The organism is Lentisphaera araneosa HTCC2155 (assembly GCF_000170755.1).
Taxonomy (GTDB): domain Bacteria; phylum Verrucomicrobiota; class Lentisphaeria; order Lentisphaerales; family Lentisphaeraceae; genus Lentisphaera; species Lentisphaera araneosa.
In genome coordinates this window covers 362,245-382,740 of sequence record NZ_ABCK01000001.1, presented here as the reverse complement: position 1 = coordinate 382,740, position 20,496 = coordinate 362,245, and the positions used below count along the sequence as shown (strand labels likewise).

At 38.2% G+C, this 20,496-nt stretch carries 17 protein-coding genes; 6 read left to right on the top strand and 11 right to left on the bottom strand.

What is annotated here, in order from left to right:
* The 3 genes from LNTAR_RS01345 to LNTAR_RS01335 all read right to left on the bottom strand — a co-directional run bounded on the left by LNTAR_RS01345 (position 1) and on the right by LNTAR_RS01335 (position 3,127).
* Positions 1–501, bottom strand: a complete 501-nt coding sequence (locus LNTAR_RS01345) for a hypothetical protein (protein ID WP_007276815.1) — start codon at positions 499–501, stop codon at positions 1–3.
* A gap of 153 nt (positions 502–654) precedes the next feature.
* On the bottom strand, positions 655–2,184 hold the full coding sequence (murJ, locus tag LNTAR_RS01340) for a murein biosynthesis integral membrane protein MurJ (RefSeq protein WP_007276814.1): 1,530 nt from the start codon (positions 2,182–2,184) through the stop codon (positions 655–657).
* Positions 2,177–3,127, bottom strand: a complete 951-nt coding sequence (locus LNTAR_RS01335) for a GSCFA domain-containing protein (protein WP_007276813.1) — start codon at positions 3,125–3,127, stop codon at positions 2,177–2,179. The genes murJ and LNTAR_RS01335 overlap by 8 nt, the downstream gene beginning before the upstream one ends.
* A gap of 88 nt (positions 3,128–3,215) precedes the next feature.
* On the opposite strand from LNTAR_RS01335, the gene hisC reads away from it, so the two are divergent.
* The 5 genes from hisC to mfd all read left to right on the top strand — a co-directional run bounded on the left by hisC (position 3,216) and on the right by mfd (position 10,310).
* A complete protein-coding gene (gene hisC, locus LNTAR_RS01330) occupies positions 3,216–4,325 on the top strand; it encodes a histidinol-phosphate transaminase (protein WP_007276812.1) in 1,110 nt (369 codons plus the stop codon).
* Positions 4,318–4,827, top strand: a complete 510-nt coding sequence (locus LNTAR_RS01325; protein WP_007276811.1) for a hypothetical protein — start codon at positions 4,318–4,320, stop codon at positions 4,825–4,827. Before hisC ends, LNTAR_RS01325 begins: the two co-directional genes overlap by 8 nt.
* Positions 4,828–4,927: 100 nt before the next feature.
* A complete protein-coding gene (locus tag LNTAR_RS01320) occupies positions 4,928–6,010 on the top strand; it encodes a 3,4-dihydroxy-2-butanone-4-phosphate synthase (RefSeq protein ID WP_007276810.1) in 1,083 nt (360 codons plus the stop codon).
* Positions 6,010–7,095, top strand: a complete 1,086-nt coding sequence (locus tag LNTAR_RS24850; protein WP_007276809.1) for a GTP cyclohydrolase II — start codon at positions 6,010–6,012, stop codon at positions 7,093–7,095. The genes LNTAR_RS01320 and LNTAR_RS24850 overlap by 1 nt, the downstream gene beginning before the upstream one ends.
* Before the next feature lie 26 nt (positions 7,096–7,121).
* Positions 7,122–10,310 (top strand): transcription-repair coupling factor, encoded by a 3,189-nt coding sequence (gene mfd / locus LNTAR_RS01310; RefSeq protein ID WP_007276808.1) that lies wholly within the window; start codon positions 7,122–7,124, stop codon positions 10,308–10,310.
* A 42-nt stretch (positions 10,311–10,352) separates the two neighbouring features.
* On the opposite strand, the gene LNTAR_RS24845 is transcribed toward mfd, so the two are convergent.
* The 8 genes from LNTAR_RS24845 to tsaD form a co-directional block, all read right to left on the bottom strand.
* Positions 10,353–11,045: a hypothetical protein gene (locus tag LNTAR_RS24845; RefSeq protein ID WP_007276807.1), complete on the bottom strand. Its 693-nt coding sequence runs from the start codon at positions 11,043–11,045 to the stop codon at positions 10,353–10,355.
* Positions 11,029–11,796 carry a phosphoribosylformimino-5-aminoimidazole carboxamide ribotide isomerase gene (gene hisA / locus LNTAR_RS01300; protein ID WP_007276806.1) on the bottom strand — a complete coding sequence of 256 codons (768 nt, stop codon included), beginning with the start codon at positions 11,794–11,796 and terminating at the stop codon, positions 11,029–11,031. Before hisA ends, LNTAR_RS24845 begins: the two co-directional genes overlap by 17 nt.
* Positions 11,768–13,807 carry a sensor histidine kinase gene (locus tag LNTAR_RS24840; protein WP_007276805.1) on the bottom strand — a complete coding sequence of 680 codons (2,040 nt, stop codon included), beginning with the start codon at positions 13,805–13,807 and terminating at the stop codon, positions 11,768–11,770. The genes hisA and LNTAR_RS24840 overlap by 29 nt, the downstream gene beginning before the upstream one ends.
* The gene (mutM, locus tag LNTAR_RS01290) at positions 13,804–14,634 is read right to left on the bottom strand and encodes a bifunctional DNA-formamidopyrimidine glycosylase/DNA-(apurinic or apyrimidinic site) lyase (RefSeq protein WP_007276804.1); all 831 of its coding nucleotides are present in this window, start codon (positions 14,632–14,634) and stop codon (positions 13,804–13,806) included. Before mutM ends, LNTAR_RS24840 begins: the two co-directional genes overlap by 4 nt.
* Before the next feature lie 8 nt (positions 14,635–14,642).
* A complete protein-coding gene (locus LNTAR_RS01285; protein WP_007276803.1) occupies positions 14,643–15,152 on the bottom strand; it encodes a DUF4136 domain-containing protein in 510 nt (169 codons plus the stop codon).
* Positions 15,149–15,976: a formylglycine-generating enzyme family protein gene (locus LNTAR_RS01280; protein WP_007276802.1), complete on the bottom strand. Its 828-nt coding sequence runs from the start codon at positions 15,974–15,976 to the stop codon at positions 15,149–15,151. The genes LNTAR_RS01285 and LNTAR_RS01280 overlap by 4 nt, the downstream gene beginning before the upstream one ends.
* A gap of 120 nt (positions 15,977–16,096) precedes the next feature.
* Positions 16,097–16,735, bottom strand: a complete 639-nt coding sequence (gene nth, locus LNTAR_RS01275; protein ID WP_007276801.1) for an endonuclease III — start codon at positions 16,733–16,735, stop codon at positions 16,097–16,099.
* Entirely contained in the window at positions 16,735–17,802 is a 1,068-nt protein-coding gene (gene tsaD / locus LNTAR_RS01270; protein ID WP_007276800.1) for a tRNA (adenosine(37)-N6)-threonylcarbamoyltransferase complex transferase subunit TsaD, read from the bottom strand. The genes nth and tsaD overlap by 1 nt, the downstream gene beginning before the upstream one ends.
* Before the next feature lie 197 nt (positions 17,803–17,999).
* Between tsaD and LNTAR_RS01265 the strand changes: the two genes are divergently transcribed.
* Positions 18,000–20,345: a tetratricopeptide repeat protein gene (locus tag LNTAR_RS01265; protein ID WP_007276799.1), complete on the top strand. Its 2,346-nt coding sequence runs from the start codon at positions 18,000–18,002 to the stop codon at positions 20,343–20,345.
* Positions 20,346–20,496 lie beyond the last annotated feature (151 nt).

Here is a 20,496-nt window from a genome sequence, read left to right as displayed (position 1 = left end):
TTAGGTGTTGCAGCTAATGATTTTTTCATAAGGCAGGCGAAGTTTTTGTTCCTGCTCTTTGGAGTTTAAAGTCTGGATGACGAGAAGTTGTTTTTGTATTTCAATAATAAATTGAGCCGTGATAATACCTTGATCGGTTTCAAAGACAAATGGACCCGCACGGTGTCCATTTTTGTCTGTCGGGTATTGTTTAAAAAAGTCTTCATTGATATCGATGGCTATATCTAACTCTGGAATATCGTCCTCTTCTTCTTCCGCAGCTTTTTGAGCTTGGATGCTAGCTTGCTTAAGTTTATTTTTCATTGCTATCATCAAAAAAACTGGATAAGCTACGGGAAGGAATAAGCCAATAAAAAAATGAATTGTAAATTTTTGACCGCGTTTTTCGGCTATGGTCGAAGATAGGGCGGCGGAACCAATAATAATAGTAAAGAATAAGACTAAGCTTATTAGAAGTGTCCAGTTGAGATCATTAATATTTATTTTCTGTAATTCATTCACTTTAGGCACTTCCTCATTCTTGTATATGTACGCAATAAAATTTAACTTCTGCTTAATAAGATACAAGTTTGTGAGCACAAAATATCATTTACTTGTCTAAAAATTAAAAAAGAAACTCTACTAAGACTAAGGATATGGTTGATTTGCTTCGTTTTAAAGCTTAAGAATTATGTTGAAGACAGATTTAAAAACTTTGAAGAAAAATAAATATAAAAGTGAAAAAATTAAGCCACCAATGATAGTCGTTAATAAGTTGTCGGCGAATTTTAGGGAACCGGTCTCGAGTATGCTTAGTTGGTCTGCTATGAGTTTAAAAGTGATACAACTCAGGCTGGCAGCAATTATAGTGGGAAGGTTAGTTTGTACAATTTGACTTAAGTTTTGAATATAAGATAATTTCTTAGCGCTTGTTAACAAGAAAACAAAGTTCAATAAAGCAGTGACTGAACTTGCCATAGCCAAGGAAGCATGACTCAATAAAGGAATGAAGCTGATTCCCAATACGAGGTTAAGAGTAATCATAGCTAATGATATTTTTAGCGGTGTTTTAGTATTTTTATTGGCATAGTATAGAGAAAGCAAAACTTTTAAGGCTGTGAAGAAAGGAATCCCTGGAAGAAACCATAGAAATGCTTTTAGAGTGAATTGAAGACTTTCAAGATCAAATGCACCACGTAAAAATAGAGTTTTTAATAGGGTGTCTCCCAATAAATAAAAAAATACACTGCAGGGGATTGATAAAAAGAAAGCTTGGGACAAGGCTTTTTCAAAGTCTCGTTGTACATCATTTAAATTACCTTTGGCTAAAGAACTCGACAAAGATGGCAAGCACACAGATCCAAGAGATACACCAAATACTCCTACGGGCAAATAAATAAGTAATTCACTGTAGCTCAATGAACTAACCGCATGAGGACCAATCCATAAAGCAATTGTTTTATCTAGTAGAGTAGAGATTTGCTGAGCCGAAGCCCCAATAGTGACAGGTATGAAACTTATCCAAAAAGATTTAAGTTCAGGAGCTTTGAATTTACAATATTCAATTTTTAACTTGATGAATTTTTTTGCGGATCTTAAAAGTATAAAAACTTGTAAGAGGCCCGAGAAAACTAAAGAAAAAGCGAGTAGATAAATAGTTGATTTTTCATCAAGATTTGTAAAAATTGCAAAACAAGACGCCGCTATCAAACAAACATTCATGGTGGATGACATGAGTGCAGGAAGTGAGTATTTGCTGTACAGGTTATGAATACTAGCAAGTAAACCAGCTAAGCATATAAAAGGTAGGTAGGGCATCATAACACTTCCCAAGTAAACTAGTTCCTGGCTCTCATTAGAAATGATGCCTAAAGAAAAAAGAATGAACAAAATCGCAATACCACATAGAGCGAGAAAGGTATTGAAGGTTGCCGTTAGTGTTAGTATTTTTGAAGCGTAAGAGTTGGGGTCTTGTTCATTGTTTTTTTTATCCGCAAGTAAAGGGATGAAAGCATTGGCTAGGGCACCTTCCCCGAAAATTCTTCTCGCTAGATTGGGTAATGCAACTGCATATTTAAAATAGCCGATCAGTGGGGATGTCCCAAAAAGGTAGGCATAAAGCATTTCTCTTACTAATCCGCTAAGGCGACCCGTTAAGTTGCCTACACCAGAAATAATTGCGTTGATGGTGTTTTTTTTAGACATTGATAGCCAGTAAACTCGAAGGGTATTTTTTAAGAAAACCGTGAGCTTTCTTTTGACGGGAAAGTATAAATTTCTGACTGTCTTCACTCTCAGGATTTAAAAGCTTATGTTCAAACATGCTACTAATTTTTTGGGCTTCTAAAAAGTATTTTTCAGAGGCTTGGTCAAAACTTGATTTGATAAATTTATCTAAGATATAAGCAGTGGCTTCATCGCTTGGGTGCGCCATGTCCTCAGAATAGAAGCGGTAATCCCTTAGATCATCCATCATAATTTCGTAGGCTGGAAAATAGAAACAATTTTCATTGTGTTTAACGAGTTTTTCAATGGCTAAATGGAGGGTCGATTTACTGATTTGATTATCTCTGAAATCATCTCTTAGGTGTCTTACGGGACTAACTGTGAATATGATTTTTAATTCAGGCTTGTTTTCTTGAAGCTTTAAAATGGTTTGATTCCAAGTTTTGTAAATACTATCAAGATCAAGCATCTGTCTTTTGAATAGCTGACTGGGTAATTTATGGCAGTTGGCGACAACTTCATTATTTGTTAATAAGCGATAAGCCCAGGCGGTCCCGAAAGTGACTAAAAGGACGTCCGCATTATTGATCTGCTCTAAAAGTTCGGTTTGTGTGTCATTAATAAATTTAATGGGATCGCTTTGTGTTCCTTGGATAAATGGAAAAACTTCGCGTTTTTCATGAATCACGCATTCATTTTTTGACCACACTTTCCCCTCTAAGCTATTGTTGATTAAATCGGCAATACTTTGTGGATTATAGAGAACTCCAGTAGGGTTTGAATAAACCTTTACACCTGATTTTTGAAGGAGTTTAGAGCTCTTATCGGCAAAGCAAGAACCAAGAGAAATAAAAGAGTTTTGCCAACTGAGTCTTTCGGGACAAGTTTGTTGAGGAATAATCTCTGTTCTGAAAAGTTTCATGCTTTTTTTGAGTCCCGAGTGAAAGTTAGCAAGTCAGCTTTATCTTAGGGGCATTTTTCAGAGAATAAACTCAATTTTAGGTAAGGTAATGAAAATACTTGATAAAATCAACGAGCCTGTGAGCAAAGTCCGCCCCTATCAGCCGGGTCGACCCATAGAAGATGTGGCGAGAGATTTTGGTTTGAACCCAGATGAGATTGTAAAAATAGCTTCAAACGAAAGTGTTTTAGGTGTTTCACCCAAAGCGCAGAAAGCTCTCATTGAATGTGTTTCAAACTTACACCGATATCCTGATGCTGGTGCCTGGGAGCTAAGAGACAAGCTCTCGAAAAAAATGAACTTAGAGCCAGATCAATTCATCTTTGGTGCAGGCTCCAATGAGATTTTAGTTTTTTTAGCACAAGTTTTTTTAGGACCAGGCAAAGCCGTTGTAGCTTCAGCACACGCATTTGTTATATATAAAATCCTCACTGCAATGATGGGCGGCGATTTTATTGAAGTTCCGGTGAAAGCTGGACTTCAGCACGATCTAGATGCTATGGCAAAAGCGATCACTCCAGAAACATCGCTCGTTTTTGTTTGTAATCCGAATAATCCGACGGGTACTTTGATCTCTCAAGAAGAGATAGATAACTTCATGGAGCAAGTCCCTGATGATGTCTTAGTTGTGTTTGACGAAGCTTACGCAGAAATATGTCTTGGGGAAATGCCTGATACTTTATCTTTCGTTAAGAAGGGTAAAACGTGCATAGTGTTAAGAACATTTTCAAAAGCTTATGGTTTAGCTGGAATTAGAATTGGTTACGGTATGGCATCAGCAGAATTAGTGAGTGAATTAAACAAACCACGCCAACCCTTTAACGCCAACCTCGCAGCTCAAAATATGGCTGTTGCCGCACTCGATGATGACGAGTTTTTGCAAGACTCAATAGAAGCCTATAGATCAGCGAAACAGTACTACGAACAACTCTGTAATGAATTGGAACTCGAATTTATACCTTCCTACGCAAATTTTGTCTTGATTAAAACTGGGAATGGTGGTGATATCGCTCAAAAACTTATGGCACTTGGTGTCATTGTGCGTCCTTTACAACCTTATCTTTTAGACGATTGGATTCGCGTAAGTTTTGGTACAGCCGAAGAAAATCAAGCTTTTGGTTCAGCCATTAAGCAATTGCGTCAATCTAACGATGTTTAATTTTCAATTCATAGATAATCACAAACCCAATACTGAATTTCAGTATGAGGGACACAGTGTGTTTCTAAAAGCGAAAACCTATGCAGGAAAATATATTTTTTCCGAATTGGGAGATGAGCATGAAGATCTTTATGTTTTAGTCAGTAACGAAAATGATTTCCCAGCACTTCACTTTCACCTTCATCACGATTTGCCGATGGGCAATCGCGCCGACCTTCTTGATTGCCCATGGATATTTGAAGAGGGTGACTTTGAATCCGATACTTTTGCCAAGAGTATTTTTAATCAGGTTGAAAAGCAAAATTTTACTTACAAAAAACAAAGCGAATATAGAGGTTTAGTGAAGATTGATAGTTGGGAAGGAGAGGGTGAGTGTCCCTTTGCTTTTGCGCTCTATTTTTGCGAAACGAGCCCAAGTTCACCTTATTTTATTATATGTGAATATGGCGATGGACCAGAATCCCAGATCTGCTGTATGATTGGAGAAAAGATCATAACTTAAGTTTTGAGTCATTCTATTGATAATGGGTTATCAATAGTGTATTTGACTATTAGGTTTTTGGGGTTACATAGGGTAAATTATTTTTAATGGAATTTTATAAATGAGTCTAGACAGAGATACAGAAAAAGTTTTAGATAAGCTTAAATCAGGGGATCGAGTCGTCGTTGCGGATGATGATAAATATTACCTTGTTTTTGCGGCTGCCGCGTGCACTTCAGCTTATGTAACTTTTATGATGAACGATTGTCGTGGCCAAGTTCAAATAGCACTTAAAAAATCATCTCCTTTGAACTCAGTATTAAGTCGTCAGACTTTTGAACTGAATAATACCTTAAAAACGGGTATAAACGCTAACGATCGCTGCCACTGTATTTTAAGGATGATAGACGAGCATGTACAAGCGGGTGATTTTATAAGTCCAGGTTTTCTGAAAGTTAACTGGATTTCTCATGGTGCTGCTTTGGTCAAACCTGGTATTGCGGAAGCTGCATATGATTTAGCACGTTTATCGGAGCACTCAGAAGGAAGTGTTTTTTGTCAACTTTTAGATGAAGAAGCCAACGGCTTAAGTGAAGAGCAAGTTAAGTACTTTGCGTCTGATAATGATTTAGCGATTACTGATTTAAACGATGTTATTGAATATCGTTTAAATAAAGAACCTTTAGTAGAAGCTCTCAATATCGTAAATATGCCAACTGATTACGGGGACTTTCGACTTCATGTTTATAATGTTATTTACGACCCTGCTAGGGGGATTGATTTAGTTTTAACTTGTGGGAAAGACAAATTTGATGAAGATGAAACTGTTTTAGTAAGAGTTCATAGTGAATGGTCGATTGGTAATATTGTTAATCGCTTAAAAAACGAAGAGGGTTCATCTTTAAATAGAGCGATGAAACAAGTAGCTGATGAAGGTTCGGGCATCATTGTATTTTTGAGGAATACTCCTGAACAAGCAGCCAATTCTGGTTTGTTTAGTGACTCTAAGCGTCCAACAGATATATGGATGGAAAATGGTGAAATCAAAACTTTGCGACCTAAGGATGGTATGGCTTATGGCTTGGGTGCTCAAATTTTAAGAGATTTAGGCGTGCGTAAAATGAGGCTTATGAGCAATAGCCCTTCCAGCTTCATTGGGATTAATAACTACGGTTTAGAAATCGTTGAACAGGTGAAGTATTAATGAATCAACTCAAAGATAGACTCGAAAAAAAGTTAGATCACTTACGTCGTGGTGAATTGCTTTATTACAAAGCAGAAAAGTCCGAAGATGTTTATGCTTTTTGTTTTTTGAACAAGAGTGCAGAATTAAAAATAGCTGATTTGATGACTTATGGTGGTCCACTATCTTTACTTGTGAGTGACCAGAGTGAAATCTGTCAGTCTCGAGAGATTATTGAAGATTGTACAGTCTTGCCATGTGAGTTTACTCCACAAGGACTCATTAATGTTTTTAATAATCAGTCTGAAACAGAAGATAGAGTCCTCTTACGAGTCGTAAAAAATCACGATATATTAGAGAATCTATCAGTTGAAGGACGAATCGTAGAGTTTGCTTCAAATGTTGAAGGTGACGAACACTGCCTTATCTACACAAAGATTTATAACAAAGTCAATGTTGATTCCAGTTTATTGTTGAACGAGGAGGACGTGAGTTTATCACGCTTCTTTAATCCACGATTAATCGAGATGACGGGGATGACTGAACTCGATCTTCAGCAAGGTAGTTTTAAACTCTATTCATTCTATTCGGAAATTGATGCTCGCTACCATTGGGCTTTTGTGTGTGATGAAAAAAAAGAAGAGAAGAAAACTCCTCTTGTACGAATCGAATCTGAGTGTTTAACTGGTCATGTTTTTGGTTCTTTACTGTGCGACTGCGGAGATCAGTTAAGCAAAGGTTTAGAGGAAATCAAAGAATACGGCTATGGTGCTCTCGTCTACCTAAGGCAAGAAGGTCGTGGAATTGGCTTAAAAGCTAAACTTGACGCTTATTATTTACAACAATTCCATGGCATGGACACAGTAGATGCCAATATAGCGGTTGGCATGCCTGAAGATGCAAGGGATTACTTGATCGGTGCTCAAATAATTAACTACCTTAAATTTGAACCGCTTAAATTATTGACGAATAACCCTGCGAAAATCACCGGTTTGAATCGTTATGGCTTATCCGTGGAACAACAGGTTTCTCACATCATTCCACCTTCTAAGCACAATAAGCGTTATTTGGACACTAAACGAGATCGTATGGGACATAGAATTTAGGTTCTATTCCCCTGTAGGAGTTCATTGTGTTTAATTCATTTGTTAAAAATTTTGACGAAATACTCCAATCCCTCCCCAATCAAAAAGAAACAAAGCTTTCAGATCCAGAGCTCGTAAATTTAGCTCTAGCTAAAAATGTGAGTGATCACACAAGGTTGCTTTGTGTTTTTGAAACGTCATCGAAAGCAGAAAGTTGTTTTAATGAGTTCAAGAAATATCAAAGTGCATCTTTATTACCGAATGTAGACTTACTCCTCTACCCAGAATTCAATTCTGATCAAGTTGAATATGATATAGATTTAGAACGCTCACGTACACTGAATCAATTGTTGCAAAACCGTGGTGAGCCTCAAGTTCTTATCTGTTCAGTTGCCTCATTACTTTGCGCCGTGACTCCGCCAGGTTTGCTGAATTCGCAAAGTTTAATACTGAAACTAGCCGATGAGCAATATGCCCCTGAGAAGCTTTGCGAAATTTTCACAGAGATGGGCTTTGATAACGAAGCCCAAGTAAGCTTACCCGGAGAATTTAGTCTTCGGGGCGGCATTCTAGATGTTTTTTCACCTGATCAAAAGTTTCCTGTCCGCATAGATTTTTTTGATGATGAAATTGATTCGCTTCGTTTATTCGACGTGGACTCACAAAAATCAATTGCCGATGCAAAATCATACCAAGTGAGCCCAGTAGAAAAGTGTGGTTTAGAGCCTCGAGGTATCTTGGAGTATATAAAAGGCTTTAAGCTTTGTGTTGTGGAAGAAGAATCAATTGATCGACATCTTGAGCGATATCAGGAAAAGGTCCAACTTAGCTTGTGGGATGAAATTAAGAACTCCATTGAACTTGTGTCCGATATAGATATACAAGCTGACTATAATATTAAAGATTTTCCTGTAGCTGCTTTAGCACCTGTCTATCGCAGTACATTACCTGAAGTGGAAAGGTCAATTCACCAAGCGCATCAAAAGTTTCTGATTGATCGAGTTAAGTCCTGGATTAATAAGTCCTGGTCTGTCCATGTTTTTTGTGGCAGTGAAGCAGGAGTAGAACGTTTAAATGAAGTCCTCGAACTCGGTAATAAAAAGAATTTGTTATTATACCCTGTCTCACTTCACTACGGCTTTATTGTACCAGAGTTAAAATATGCTGTACTTAGTGAGCAAGAGTTATTTGGACGACCAATTGAAGAAACGAAAGATGTGTCGTATAGCTCTCAACTTCAGAAGAATTTAGAATATGAGCCAGAACTCAACGAAGGTGATTTTGCGGTGCACGCAAACTACGGAATTTGCCGCTACTTAGGCATTAAAGTGAAAAACTCCCAAGAGTTTCTTCTTTTAGAATTTGCTGACGATCGCAAACTCTATTTACCACTCGATTCGTCTCATTTATTGATGCGTTATATCGGCGGCAAAAAATCCGTACCCAAATTAGCTCGCTTGGGGACAGGCTTTTGGCAAAAATCTTTAGATAAAGCCGAAAATTCAGCCAGAGACTACGCAGCTGAGTTACTTCGTCTTCAAGCCGCTCGAGAACATAGCGAGGGGATTTCTTTTCCCAAAGATAATCATTGGCAAAGTCTTTTTGAGGAGAGTTTTCCCTATGAAGAAACTCCCGATCAGCTAAGCGCCATAGAAGAAGTCAAAAAGGACATGGAAAGAGCTAAACCAATGGATCGCTTACTCTGCGGTGATGTGGGTTTTGGTAAAACTGAAGTTGCCATGCGAGCTGCCTTTAAAGCTGTCATGAGTTCTCATCAAGTCGCAATAGTGGTGCCAACGACAGTTTTGGCTCAACAGCACTTTCACTCTTTTTCTCAGAGGATGTCAGATTTTCCGATTAAGATTGCGACCTTGAGTCGTTTTATCAGTAAAAAAGATCAGAAACAAGTCTTAAAAGAAATGGCTGAAGGTGAAGTCGATATTGTGGTAGGAACTCATCGTTTATTGCAAAAAGATATTAACTTTCAAAAATTGGGTTTATTGGTCGTTGATGAAGAGCAACGTTTTGGCGTCGAAAGTAAAGAAGCTTTGAAGCGCATGCGAGTCAATGTGGATATCCTCTCCATGTCGGCAACGCCAATTCCAAGGACACTCTATCTTTCCATGACGGGTTTGAGAGATTTCTCGACAATTTTGACGGCGCCGCATAACCGTAAACCTGTACGTACGATTGTGACAAAAGAAAATGATGAAATCATAGAGGTCGCCATTAGGCGTGAACTGGAGCGAGGAGGGCAGGTTTATTATCTTCATAATCGTGTGAAGACTATTGAAAATGTGGCTCTTAAACTGAAGAGGCAATTTCCAGAAGCTAATATTTTGATTGGTCATGGTCAGATGGATGAAGAAGAACTCGAGATGGTGATGAATGAATTTACCGATGGAGATGGGCAGATTTTAGTTTGTACAACAATCATTGAGTCAGGAATGGATATACGCAATGCCAATACAATGGTCATCGATCGTGCTGACCGCTTTGGCTTATCCTCACTCTATCAACTTCGCGGCCGTGTAGGGCGTGATCATCGTCAAGCTTATTGTTACTTACTGATGCCTCGTGATGAAGCTATTATGGATAATGCTAAAGAAAGACTTAGCGCTCTTCGCAAACACACTCATCCTGGAGCAGGCTTTAAACTCGCTATGCGTGACCTCGAGATTCGTGGAGCGGGGAATATGTTGGGCTCGCAACAGAGTGGTCATATTGCTGCCGTGGGCTTTGAATTATATTGTCAACTTCTTAAAAAATCAGTCGAAGATTTAAAGGGTAGTATTCATCAAGACACAAGTACTAGTTTTAGCGCCGATTTTATTCATTATGGTTTTCAGTCTATTGATAATAAAATCCCCGTGGCACTGACACCGCAGTATATAGAATCAGATGATGTTCGCCTAGAAATGTATAAGCGCTTTTCTACAGCAGTGAAGTATAATGAAATTATTAGTTTAGAAGATGAACTCAAAGATCGTTTTGGAAACTTTACGAGCGAAGTAAAAGCTTATGTGGTGATTCACAAAATCAAATCTTTATGTAACTTACTAGAGTTTCATTCATGTGAGATCAAAGAGTCCTCGCTTTACCTTGAAGGCAATGACGGTCTCTATTGCGAGGCTCGCAAAATCCCCAAATTAAAACAAAAAGGCTATGCGGCATTAGATGAAGTGGAGCAAGGCTTAAGAAATATTGCGAAACGTTTTAAAGTTAAACTTGTTTAACTGACTAAAAAACTATTAGTTTACAATAGTAATCCTTGGTGATTAGAGTTTTTTATATTCTGGGATTGAGGGGGTTTTTGAATGTTCGTTTTCCAGTAAAAAGCGGCAATAATGATGTTCTGAACTGACTCGTTTAAACTCATTAAAACTACATTCCTTAATATCAGTAGCTAAGCGTTTCCAAGTGAATTGATTAAGATCTAACTTTAGGTCTTCAGCCGCTTCATTTAGACAAGCCTTGAGGCGTACGGGACAATGATAATAAATACTTGAAATGAATTTATAATCTTCACTAAATAGCTTTTCTAAAATCTCATCAAAAAAAGCCTCGGATTCTCTTAGCCTAAGGCGAGAGCCATAGCGCGATTTTCCTTTGCTCTTTAAATGACTGATTTGAGCTTTGCCCTGTTTCTTGCGAACCATGTATTTTCGTATGTTTTTATGATCGATGAGCTTTCCACCCTTATATAATCCGACGGCTGCACGACCCGCTTCCATGAGAAGGATAATATAATCTTCGTCATCCGTCAGTTGAACAGTGTTAAGGTATTCAAACAAAGCTTGTCCATCTAGGGGAGCAGGGTAAGAGAGTGGAAGACGAAAAGAAAAGAGTTTCTTATTGTTTTCAGTGCAGGAGAAACCATGCTTCTCACGATCCCCAAGAATCAATAAACCTGAATTTGCGAGCTTCGCAAAAAAATCAGGATTGTCGAGGAATTTATAGAGACGACTCATACTGATTGTTGAAGGCAAGGGCTTCGGTATATTTGATGTCTTTGCCACCAAAAATATCTAGAGCACTACCAATAGTTAAATGAACGCGATTCTGACTTAAATTCGTAATTTTCTCAAGATCATCTAGTGATTTTGCACCTCCCGCATAAGTAGAAATGAGTGGTGACTTATCTGTGAGCAGTTCGACTAAATTCATATCTACTCCTTTGCACATGCCTTCCACATCAACAGCGTGAATGAGGAACTCGTCACAGTACTGAGAGAAAAAGTCGAGTGATTTTTCATTGAGTTCCGTTTCTGTGAACTTGGTCCAACGATCAGTAACGATCCAGTATTTGCCATCTCTAATGCGGCAGGAGAGGTCGAGGATGAGTTTACCTTTTCCAGTGATCTTAACCAGCTCATCTAACTTTCCTTGATCAAACTGACCATTTGAAAATACGTGAGAGGTTACAATTAAATGAGAAGCGCCTTGGTCTAACCAAAATCGAGCATTTTGATCATTGATGCCACCGCCAATTTGCAGTCCGCCTGGCCAGGCTTTTAAAGCATTTTTTGCGGCTTCATCATTGCCTGGGCCCAACTTAATCACATGGCCACCACTTAAGCTATCTTTACGGTAGAGTTCAGCATAATAGGCTGAATCATTTTCGGAAACAAAATTAGTGTCAGGAGACTCAGAATCATCGAGGGTTCCTCCCACAATTTGTTTTACTTGTCCATTATGAAGGTCTATGCAAGGTCTGAACATTTTCTATTTCCATATCGTATCGTGTTATATTTTCTTGACTCGGTGCATTGTATAAGGGGAGGAAAATAAAGAACTCAGTACCTTTATCAACAACACTCTCAAGGTGTATCCAGCCATTGTGGCTTGAAGCAGTACCAAAAACCATAGAAAGCCCCATGCCGGTACCTTTACCCACTGGTTTAGTTGTGAAGAAAGGTTCAAAAACTTTTTCCATGACATCTTCTGGAATACCACTTCCATTATCTTTGACCCTTATACAACAATAATTACTAGGGATCAAGTTTTCAGCAGCATGTTCCCAGCCCTGAGTATTTTCATAAGCCAATTCACAACGCATGGTGATTTTTGCGCGTTCTACATCTTCTAAAGCATCGCGAGCATTGATCAGTAGGTTGAGAATCATTTGTTCAAGTTGGGTTCTATCACCGCGGATATAGATTGGGTCAGGTGAGTTGAGGAGTTTGATTTTAATTTGTGTAGTGCAACTCGGTTTAAATAGTTCCCAACTCGAATTTAAGACATCTTCGATTTTGAGTTTCTTAAGTTCAAAATTACCTTTTTTAGCGAAGCTCAAGAGTTTTGAAGTCAGATCAGAAGCACGGTTTACTGCGTAGCGAATATTCCCTACAATACGTTCTTTTTCATTTAAGTCAGACTTATTGTCAAATGAGTCAAGAGAACCTTGGATGGAATGTAATAAATTGTTGAAATCGTGGGCAACTCCACCCGCTAAGCGACCGACAGATTCGAGTCTTTGCAGATGAGATACCTGGTTAGTGAGTTGGTCACGTTGATGAGTTAGTTGATGACGGGCCGTTGTTTCACGACCTGTCAGTAGGATAAGCTTTGTTTTACCTGCATATAAAATGGAGGCAATAAAGTCGATAGATATATATTCATCTTCAGTAGATTTAATAATTGACTCAAAATTAAAGTCACGCATTTCAGGCGAGTTTTCAGTTGCTTTCCAAATTTCTTTAAAACTCATACGATTTTTAATGATATCTTCAAATATCTTATCTGGGCAACCTTCTATATCGAGAAGAATATCATCCATATGAGTTTCTTGAAGCTTATGAAAGGGATGTCCTGAGCGTAAAATAAGTCTTTTGTTAACATCGGTAGGGTAACCTTTGGAATTAACTAAAAAGATTAGGTCAGGGCTATTTTCGACAAAGAGAGCAAAACGGCCCTCCCAATCACGTGAGTGTTGGCTAATTAGATTTCCATAAGAATAAGTACTTAAAATAGCGCGTAAAAAATCCATAGGGTTACGTTCTTCCCCATCTTTTTTACCATACTCATTAAGCCTCAGGTAAATGGTGACAATAACACTTAGCCATATAATAATAAACGCACGTGAGACGAACAGTTGATTCATCTTCAACCAAAATTGATCTGAGTGATAGTTTGAGATTAGGCTATATACGTAGGTATCGACGACTTGTGTCAAAAGAAAAGAGATGACAACACTAAAATAGGTCCCGAAATTACGGTTTTTGAAAATTTGAAAAACCACAGGTAAGACGAGTAAGTCTGCGACAATGGCACCAAGTGAAGCGGCGGTATTAATACGTATTTTTTCAAAGAACTCAAAAAAGAACTGGCGCTTCTCAGCATCTACCATAAAGCCATACCATTGTGTTTGAGTCTGACTGATGGTGTTAAGTAGAAAGAAGCTACCAGATACAACAACACAAGCTACTGTTAATCGTTGAGCGGCAATCGGTCCATCTAGTGTGTAGGTAATGAGTAATGACGCCATGAAAGTCGTTAATAAAAGCGATGAAGAAATATTCATCTGAACGTCAATGAATTCGTAAACTAAGCTAATGTCAGCAGCGTTAACAAGTTGAGCAAATACGAGGATGAAGCTAACGACCATGTAATAGGAAGTGAGACCAATAACCTTTCTTAAGGAGTGCATGGAGATAATCAATACTGCAAGAAAAGTAAGCTCTAAGAAGCAAAGGCTCAGAGCTGGGAGCATCTCCATAAAGTGATTATTCATTTCTGGCACCCTGGGCAATAAAAACTAGATCGACCAGCTTGGACAATGCGTTTGATTATTTTGTCGCATTGCACGCAATCCTCACCTTCACGGCCATAGACATTGAGTTGTTGGTGAAACCAACCTTCACTGCCATCGGGCGCTTGGAAATCAATAATTGTAGTGCCGCCTGCATCAATAGCACTTTGAAGCACAGACTGACTATGATTAATTAGATTGAGACAGTCTTTTTTTCTAAGTTTTTGCGTTTTGCGCAAAGGAGAAATCCCACAGCGAAAAAGTGTTTCACTCGCATAGATATTGCCAATGCCGCAAACGGTTCGGGGATCCATGATAAAGTTTTTTATGGGTTTGGTTTTGGAACGCGATAAATCCCAGAGGTATTCTTGGCTGTAACTTTCGTCAAAGGGCTCAGGTCCTAAATGAGAAAGGGCTTGAGGATCAGTTGTCGAATCTAAGGGAGCTGTAATTACGCGAAACTCACCAAAACGCCTTGGGTCACAATAACGTAGTTCTTGATCGTTATCTAAACGAATACTAATGTGTTCATGCTTTTTTCGCTCTTCAGTGAGTTTACAAATGCGCCAACTTCCAGTCATTCCCAAATGAGAAAGAATCCATTTTTGATCATCAAATTCAAAAAGAAGGTATTTTGATCTTCTTTTTAAACGAGTGATCTTTTTGCCTGAAAATGTTTTGTTGAATAAAGCAGCATCTAATTCTTGCCGTAAGCGAGGTGTATAGAAGTGAAAACTTTTTATCGTCTCACCTTCTATATAGGGCGCAAGCGCATTTTTTACTGTTTCAACTTCTGGGAGTTCAGGCATTGCTCAACTTATTTTTTAGTGAGATCAGGTGGAAAATATTGAAGCATGTCGCTAACGATACGATGAAACTTTTCTTGTGAAAAAGTAATCGCATTAAAGCCATAGGAGGTTGCCTGCCAAATGACTTCGTTTTTTCGAGTATCGACAAATTCAATCACTAAGTATCGCTCTTGGCTTTCCACAAAGTAAAAATCAGTACCAGCATAATAACTACGGTGATAGAGACCACCGTGAGCGGTCACCATGCGTTCATTTGTGACGATTTGATAACGTGGTTTAATGACTAAGTCTGCAGGGTCAGCCACAGATGCTTTTGGTTTAAATACTAAGCCTTTTAACTCCAAGCCGTTGATTAAAGATGTCTCTAAACGTTGGCGATTAAGGGTCTTGCTTTTGATGCTGGGTACAAAAGAAAAACTTTTGTACTGAGAAAAGTCAATACCAGGTTGGAAGTCATATTTTACTGAGCTACATGAGCTTAGTAAAACAAAGCTTAGTATAAAAACTAAATGTTTCATTTTTTACTTAGTGGCTCACCTAAGACAATGCGGAAACCAAGAACGAAGTACTTGGAATCAGGTGGGTTAATGAAACGTGCAGAAGGACGACAAGCAGCAGGGTCTAAGAGCCAGCAGCCACCTTTAGCAATTTTATTTGCACCATCTTTGTTAAATGGGTTCACAGCATCATCAATATCAACTTTTTGGAGTTGGTGAGCAGGGTTCTCATAGTATTCGAGTTCTTGGAAGTCGCAGCCATCCATGACCCATTCCCAAACATTGCCCTGCATATCGTAAAAGCCCCAGTTATTAGGCTCTTTAGTACCAACTTCGTGTGCTCTTTCGTTTGAGTTTTTGAAGTACCAAGAAATTGTTTCAATATCTTCGACAAAATCTTCATCTGAACCACCACGACAAACATACTCCCACTCAGCTTCTGTAGGCAAACGGTAAACGTAAGGCTCTGGCAAGCGACCAGCTTCGCGTTCGAGTTCAGTAAGTTTTTTACAGAAAGTCACAGCATTGTCCCAACTCACTTTTTCAACAGGATAGTTAGATGAGCCTTCTTGATCTTTAAACATACTTGGATTCTTTTTGATAACTTCCTGGTACTGAAATTCAGTAATAGGATGTAAGCTCATCCAAAAAGAACGAGTCATATGTACACGGTGACGAGGGCGTTCATTTACATGGCCGTCATCTTTACCTTTATAGTAAGAGCCAGAAGTGATTTTTTTCATTTGAATTTCAACGTTTTCCATTTCGAAAAAATCACCAAAATCTTCTCTTGGGTAATCATCAATGATTGAAGGGCCAACTGGGCCGCGATTCTCTAATTCCATTAGATATTATATCCTTATTTATTTTAAATTCGCACACTTTAGCATGACTTATTCGCAAACCAAATTTCTTAATTATATTTTAACTAAGTTGTAAGGTTCTTCTGCTTAATAAAAAATCATCTATGATTTCTTTATACCTTTACGTCCATAAATACTGCAGATAGGGCATGCTTGGGGATCGTGACCACGAGCGGGGCAGAATTCTCTGCCAAAATAAATGATTTGCAAATGGAGGGCAATCCAAGTTTCTTTTGGAAAGAGACGCTTGAGATCTTTTTCTGTTTGTTCAACAGATTTACCTGTAGATAAGCCCCATCGGTAAGCTAAACGATGGATATGTGTATCGACGGCAAAAGCTGGGACTTCAAAAGCTTGAGACATAACTACTGAAGCCGTTTTATGTCCGACGCCTGGAAGTTCTTCTAGTGCATCGAAGTCACACGGAACTTGTCCTTGGTGTTTTTCGACTAAAATCCTAGAGAGTTCACTAATGGCTTTCGATTTACGTGGTGAAAGTCCACAGGGGCGAATGATAGCTTTTATATCGTCGACATCTTTGTGCATCATGTCAAATGGATTATCGGCTAATTCAAAGAGTGCGGGGGTAAATGTGTTCACACGAGCATCGGTACATTGAGCTGATAACAAGACGGCAATTAAAAGAGTGTAGGGGTCTTTATGATTGAGTGGGATTGGAGGCTTGGGGTAAAGTTTTTGCAAAATATTTAAAATATCAGCAACTTTTTCTGATTTTTTCATTAGTTGAACACAGGAAGTTTTTCGATTATAGGAGCGCGGCCACTTGCTTCGACAAAGTCGCCAGTAAAGTTGGGGTCTTTTAGGTAATGATAACCCAAGCCTGCAATCATTGCAGCATTATCGGTGCAATACTTAGGAGGTGTTAAGACAAGTTCTTTAGCTGTTTGAATCGCCATTTTTTGAACGCGTTCACGAATAGCGCTGTTACAGGCAACGCCTCCGCAAAGTAATAATGTTCGTGCCCCGTAGCTTTCGGCAGCCATTTTTAATTTGGTCGAAAGTACATCGACAATGGCGTCTTGATAAGAGGCTAATAAGTCGGGGAGGTCGCCATCGGGAACCATACCGTCTTTCCAATTCTTTTTTACTAAATTCAGCAAGGAGGTTTTGACTCCTGAGAAAGAAAAGTTGAGTTTATGTTCTTCGCTATAAGAACGAGTTTTGGGCAAAAAAGATCGAGGGAATTTATATTTATTTTTATCACCACTTTTCGCAAGTCGGTCAATAATGGGTCCCCCAGGGTAAGGGAGTCCAAGGATTTTTGCGGCTTTATCAAAGGCTTCTCCAGCTGCATCATCAATGGTTGAACCTACCAATTCACAATCACCAGTTTTTTTAATGATAAAGAGTTGAGTATTTCCCCCAGAAATCAGCAGGGCACATAAAGGAAAGGCATTAGGGTTACTAAGGATATCTTGGCGCTCTATTAAGCCACCATAGATATGAGCGGCTAAATGGTTAATGCCACAAACTTTTTTTCCTAGGGAGAGTGCAAGTCCGTTGGCAAAACCTGCACCGACGAGAAGGGCGGGTAAGAGTCCAGGTTGTGCGGTGACCGCAATTCCATCGATGTCATCTAGTTTAAGCGCTGCTTTTTCTAAAGCTTCATTTAAAGTGGGACGAACATTATTTAAATGTTCACGAGCGGCTAATTCTGGAATCACGCCGCCATAGTTGGCATGGTCTTTTATTTGTGAAGAAATGGCATTGGCTAAAACTTCGTGGCCATTTCTCACTAGAGAGACTGCAGTTTCATCGCAGCTGGATTCAACTCCTAAAATAATCATTTTCTACCCTTGATAATAAAATATATTGCAAGATATAAACATTTATCCATGTGTCAACAAACATGATCATTTAGAAAATAGGATAAAAAATACACACTTATTATGTTAAACTCTCGACTTCGAATGGCTATTGGTAATTGACATTAGCTCTGCAGGCTTCTAAAGTTGCTCTGTTTAAAAAAAATGCGGATTAATTTGTGAACAAGCCCTTAGTTTTTATCTTTCTAATTTTATTTAATTTTTTAGCTTTCTGTGAAACGCCTGATTCCATGTGGAAAAATGCTTTTAAAGATTTCGATAAAGCTGAGATTCACTTTAAAAAATCTCAATACTCAGAAGCAGATTCTGCTTATAGTACAGCCTTAGCAAAGTTCCTGAAAATAACGGTAGATTACCCTCAGTGGGAAACCAGTTCAGTAAATTACCACGTTAATGAGTGTAAGGATAAAATGAATGAGATTAAAAACCTTCAAACTTCAGGTAATAAAACATCTTCACGATCAAATAATAACTCAGAGTTAATTAAAGTTCGTGCTGAGCGAGATAAGTATGCTAAAGCGATGCTTAAGGTTTATCATGAAAACAAAAAGAATAAACGAGAGTTAGAAGTGACAAAGGCTTTGTTGAAACGAGCTCAAATGTCTGCAGGGCAATCTTCACAATCTCAAGGTGAGTTAGAAAAACTTATTTTAGAAAAGCGTAAATTAGAGCTCACCATAAAAAGTTTGGAAAAGGATCTAGCTGAAGTCAAAGTTCAGAACGAGAAAACAAATAATGAGGAGCTCCTTAAACTTCAAGCCAAGATGGATACTCATTTGCTGAGTTCGCAAAAAACTCAAAGAGAGCTCGAAGAAATCATTAGAAAGGATAAGAAAATTCTGCTTGAAAAAAGCAACTCATTGATGGACCAAAAACGTCTATACAAAGAATTGAAAAACCTTTCAACGGACAGTGAAATAGAGAAGAAAAAATACCTGCATCAAATTGCTGATAAAAATACCCTTATAGCTAAATTGAATAAGGAGTTAAATAGTTTAAAGAGCACGACAATGAATTTGAGAAGTTCTTTAAATATTGCTCAAAAGGCTGCAAGCAGTAGTTCTGAAAGAGAGAAGTTGAGTGAGAAAAAATTATTCAAACAAATCGAAGAACTACAGGCACAGATCATTAAACTCGTAAGTGAGCGAGATACACTCAAGCAGTCACTTGTTAAAAATAGTACTAAATCTCAAGAGATGGTGAGTAAAAGTGACTTGGATAAGCTTAATAAACTTCTCGATTCTGAGCGTAAAAAATATGCTCAAGCCATCAATCTTCACGAAAAACAATTACTTGCCGTCAAGAAAAACGAAGATAAAACAAAAGCAGAGAGAGCTGAACTCGAAGTAAAAGTGAATAGTTTAAGTTTGGAAAATCAAAAACTACTTTTAGCGGCCAATAAAGCCCAAGCTGAAAAGAACTCAGTGAACCTAAAAAATTCTCAACTGAAAGAACAGTTAATTGTTCGTGAGACGAGTTTCGTCAATCAATTAAAGAAAACGTCGGCACAACAATCAGAAGAAATTGATAAACTCAATAAAGAACTGAAGAAAAAAATTGACTTAAATAAAATTTATTCTTCTCGACTCGACTCGACGAATATCACGATGGCTTCGCTCAATGCCGAGTTAGAAAAATTGATGAAGGAAACTCAAAGTACTGATTCGTCGAATAAAATGAGTGATCAAGAGAAGCTCGATCTAATTAAAAAATTAGAAGAGAGTGAAAAACTCAATAAAAAGCTCAATCGAGAACTCATTTCATTACGAGAAAGATTTATTCGACTCAATGCAATGAGCGGTCAAAAAGATGATGAAATCATTTCTCTCTATGTTAAGCTGAAAAAAGAGCACGAAGAGTTGCAATCGGATTTCAAAAAACTGGTCCAAAGAATTCCTCAAAGTGATCAAGAAAGTCAGAGTTTTACCGATGAATCATCTGAAAACATTAAACGAAAAATAGAGACACTCATTTATGATGCCTATAAAGCTTCCAACGAAGGTAAGCACCAGGTTGCCTTAGGTTTATATGCACAAGCCCTAGAATTAGATAGTAAAAATCTTGATGCCCTCATGAGAGCGGGCGTACTTTATTATCAATTAGGTCAGTTATCGGAAGCAGAGCGCTATCTGAATCAAGCATTTTATCAAAACCCTGACGACGCGAACATTCTTATTCCCCTTGCAATGTCTGTCTTAGATAAAGCAGACTATCATTTGGGTATCTCCTTATTAAGTAGGGCAGTGTCACTGAAGCCAGATAATGATGAACTGCGTGTTAATCTAGGTGTGGCATTGCAGGCATTAGGTTGGGAAAAAGCAGCGCTGAAAGAGATGGAAAAAGCCTATGAGATAAATGACAAAAATGCTCAAACAGCATTAAACCTTGCTGTTCTTTATCTTTCTCAAACCCCAAAGCAAGTTGATCAAGCTAAGCAAATGTATGACAAGGCTCTATCTATGGGCGCCGCAAAATCACCCTTGCTTGAAGAACTCTTAAAATAATATAATATTCAAGTATTGTTACGGTTTTGTAAAATTTTATACTTTTTTACATAAAAGGTAAATTATGGCTTAAACTAGTGTACCTATGCAGTTGATTTTATGACAAAACTTTATATCTTACAGCACTTTTTAAATCTAAGACAATTCGAGG

Bases quoted from the DNA above. Each gene is read 5' to 3' on its own strand.
- murJ (WP_007276814.1), bottom strand. From the start codon at position 2,184: ATGTCTAAAAAAAACACCATCAACGCAATTATTTCTGGTGTAGGCAAC.
- LNTAR_RS01335 (WP_007276813.1), bottom strand. From the start codon at position 3,127: ATGAAACTTTTCAGAACAGAGATTATTCCTCAACAAACTTGTCCCGAA.
- hisC (WP_007276812.1), top strand. From the start codon at position 3,216: ATGAAAATACTTGATAAAATCAACGAGCCTGTGAGCAAAGTCCGCCCC.
- LNTAR_RS01325 (WP_007276811.1), top strand. From the start codon at position 4,318: ATGTTTAATTTTCAATTCATAGATAATCACAAACCCAATACTGAATTT.
- LNTAR_RS01320 (WP_007276810.1), top strand. From the start codon at position 4,928: ATGAGTCTAGACAGAGATACAGAAAAAGTTTTAGATAAGCTTAAATCA.
- LNTAR_RS24850 (WP_007276809.1), top strand. From the start codon at position 6,010: ATGAATCAACTCAAAGATAGACTCGAAAAAAAGTTAGATCACTTACGT.
- LNTAR_RS24845 (WP_007276807.1), bottom strand. From the start codon at position 11,045: ATGAGTCGTCTCTATAAATTCCTCGACAATCCTGATTTTTTTGCGAAG.
- hisA (WP_007276806.1), bottom strand. From the start codon at position 11,796: ATGTTCAGACCTTGCATAGACCTTCATAATGGACAAGTAAAACAAATT.
- LNTAR_RS24840 (WP_007276805.1), bottom strand. From the start codon at position 13,807: ATGAATAATCACTTTATGGAGATGCTCCCAGCTCTGAGCCTTTGCTTC.
- mutM (WP_007276804.1), bottom strand. From the start codon at position 14,634: ATGCCTGAACTCCCAGAAGTTGAAACAGTAAAAAATGCGCTTGCGCCC.
- LNTAR_RS01285 (WP_007276803.1), bottom strand. From the start codon at position 15,152: ATGAAACATTTAGTTTTTATACTAAGCTTTGTTTTACTAAGCTCATGT.
- LNTAR_RS01280 (WP_007276802.1), bottom strand. From the start codon at position 15,976: ATGGAATTAGAGAATCGCGGCCCAGTTGGCCCTTCAATCATTGATGAT.
- nth (WP_007276801.1), bottom strand. From the start codon at position 16,735: ATGAAAAAATCAGAAAAAGTTGCTGATATTTTAAATATTTTGCAAAAA.
- tsaD (WP_007276800.1), bottom strand. From the start codon at position 17,802: ATGATTATTTTAGGAGTTGAATCCAGCTGCGATGAAACTGCAGTCTCT.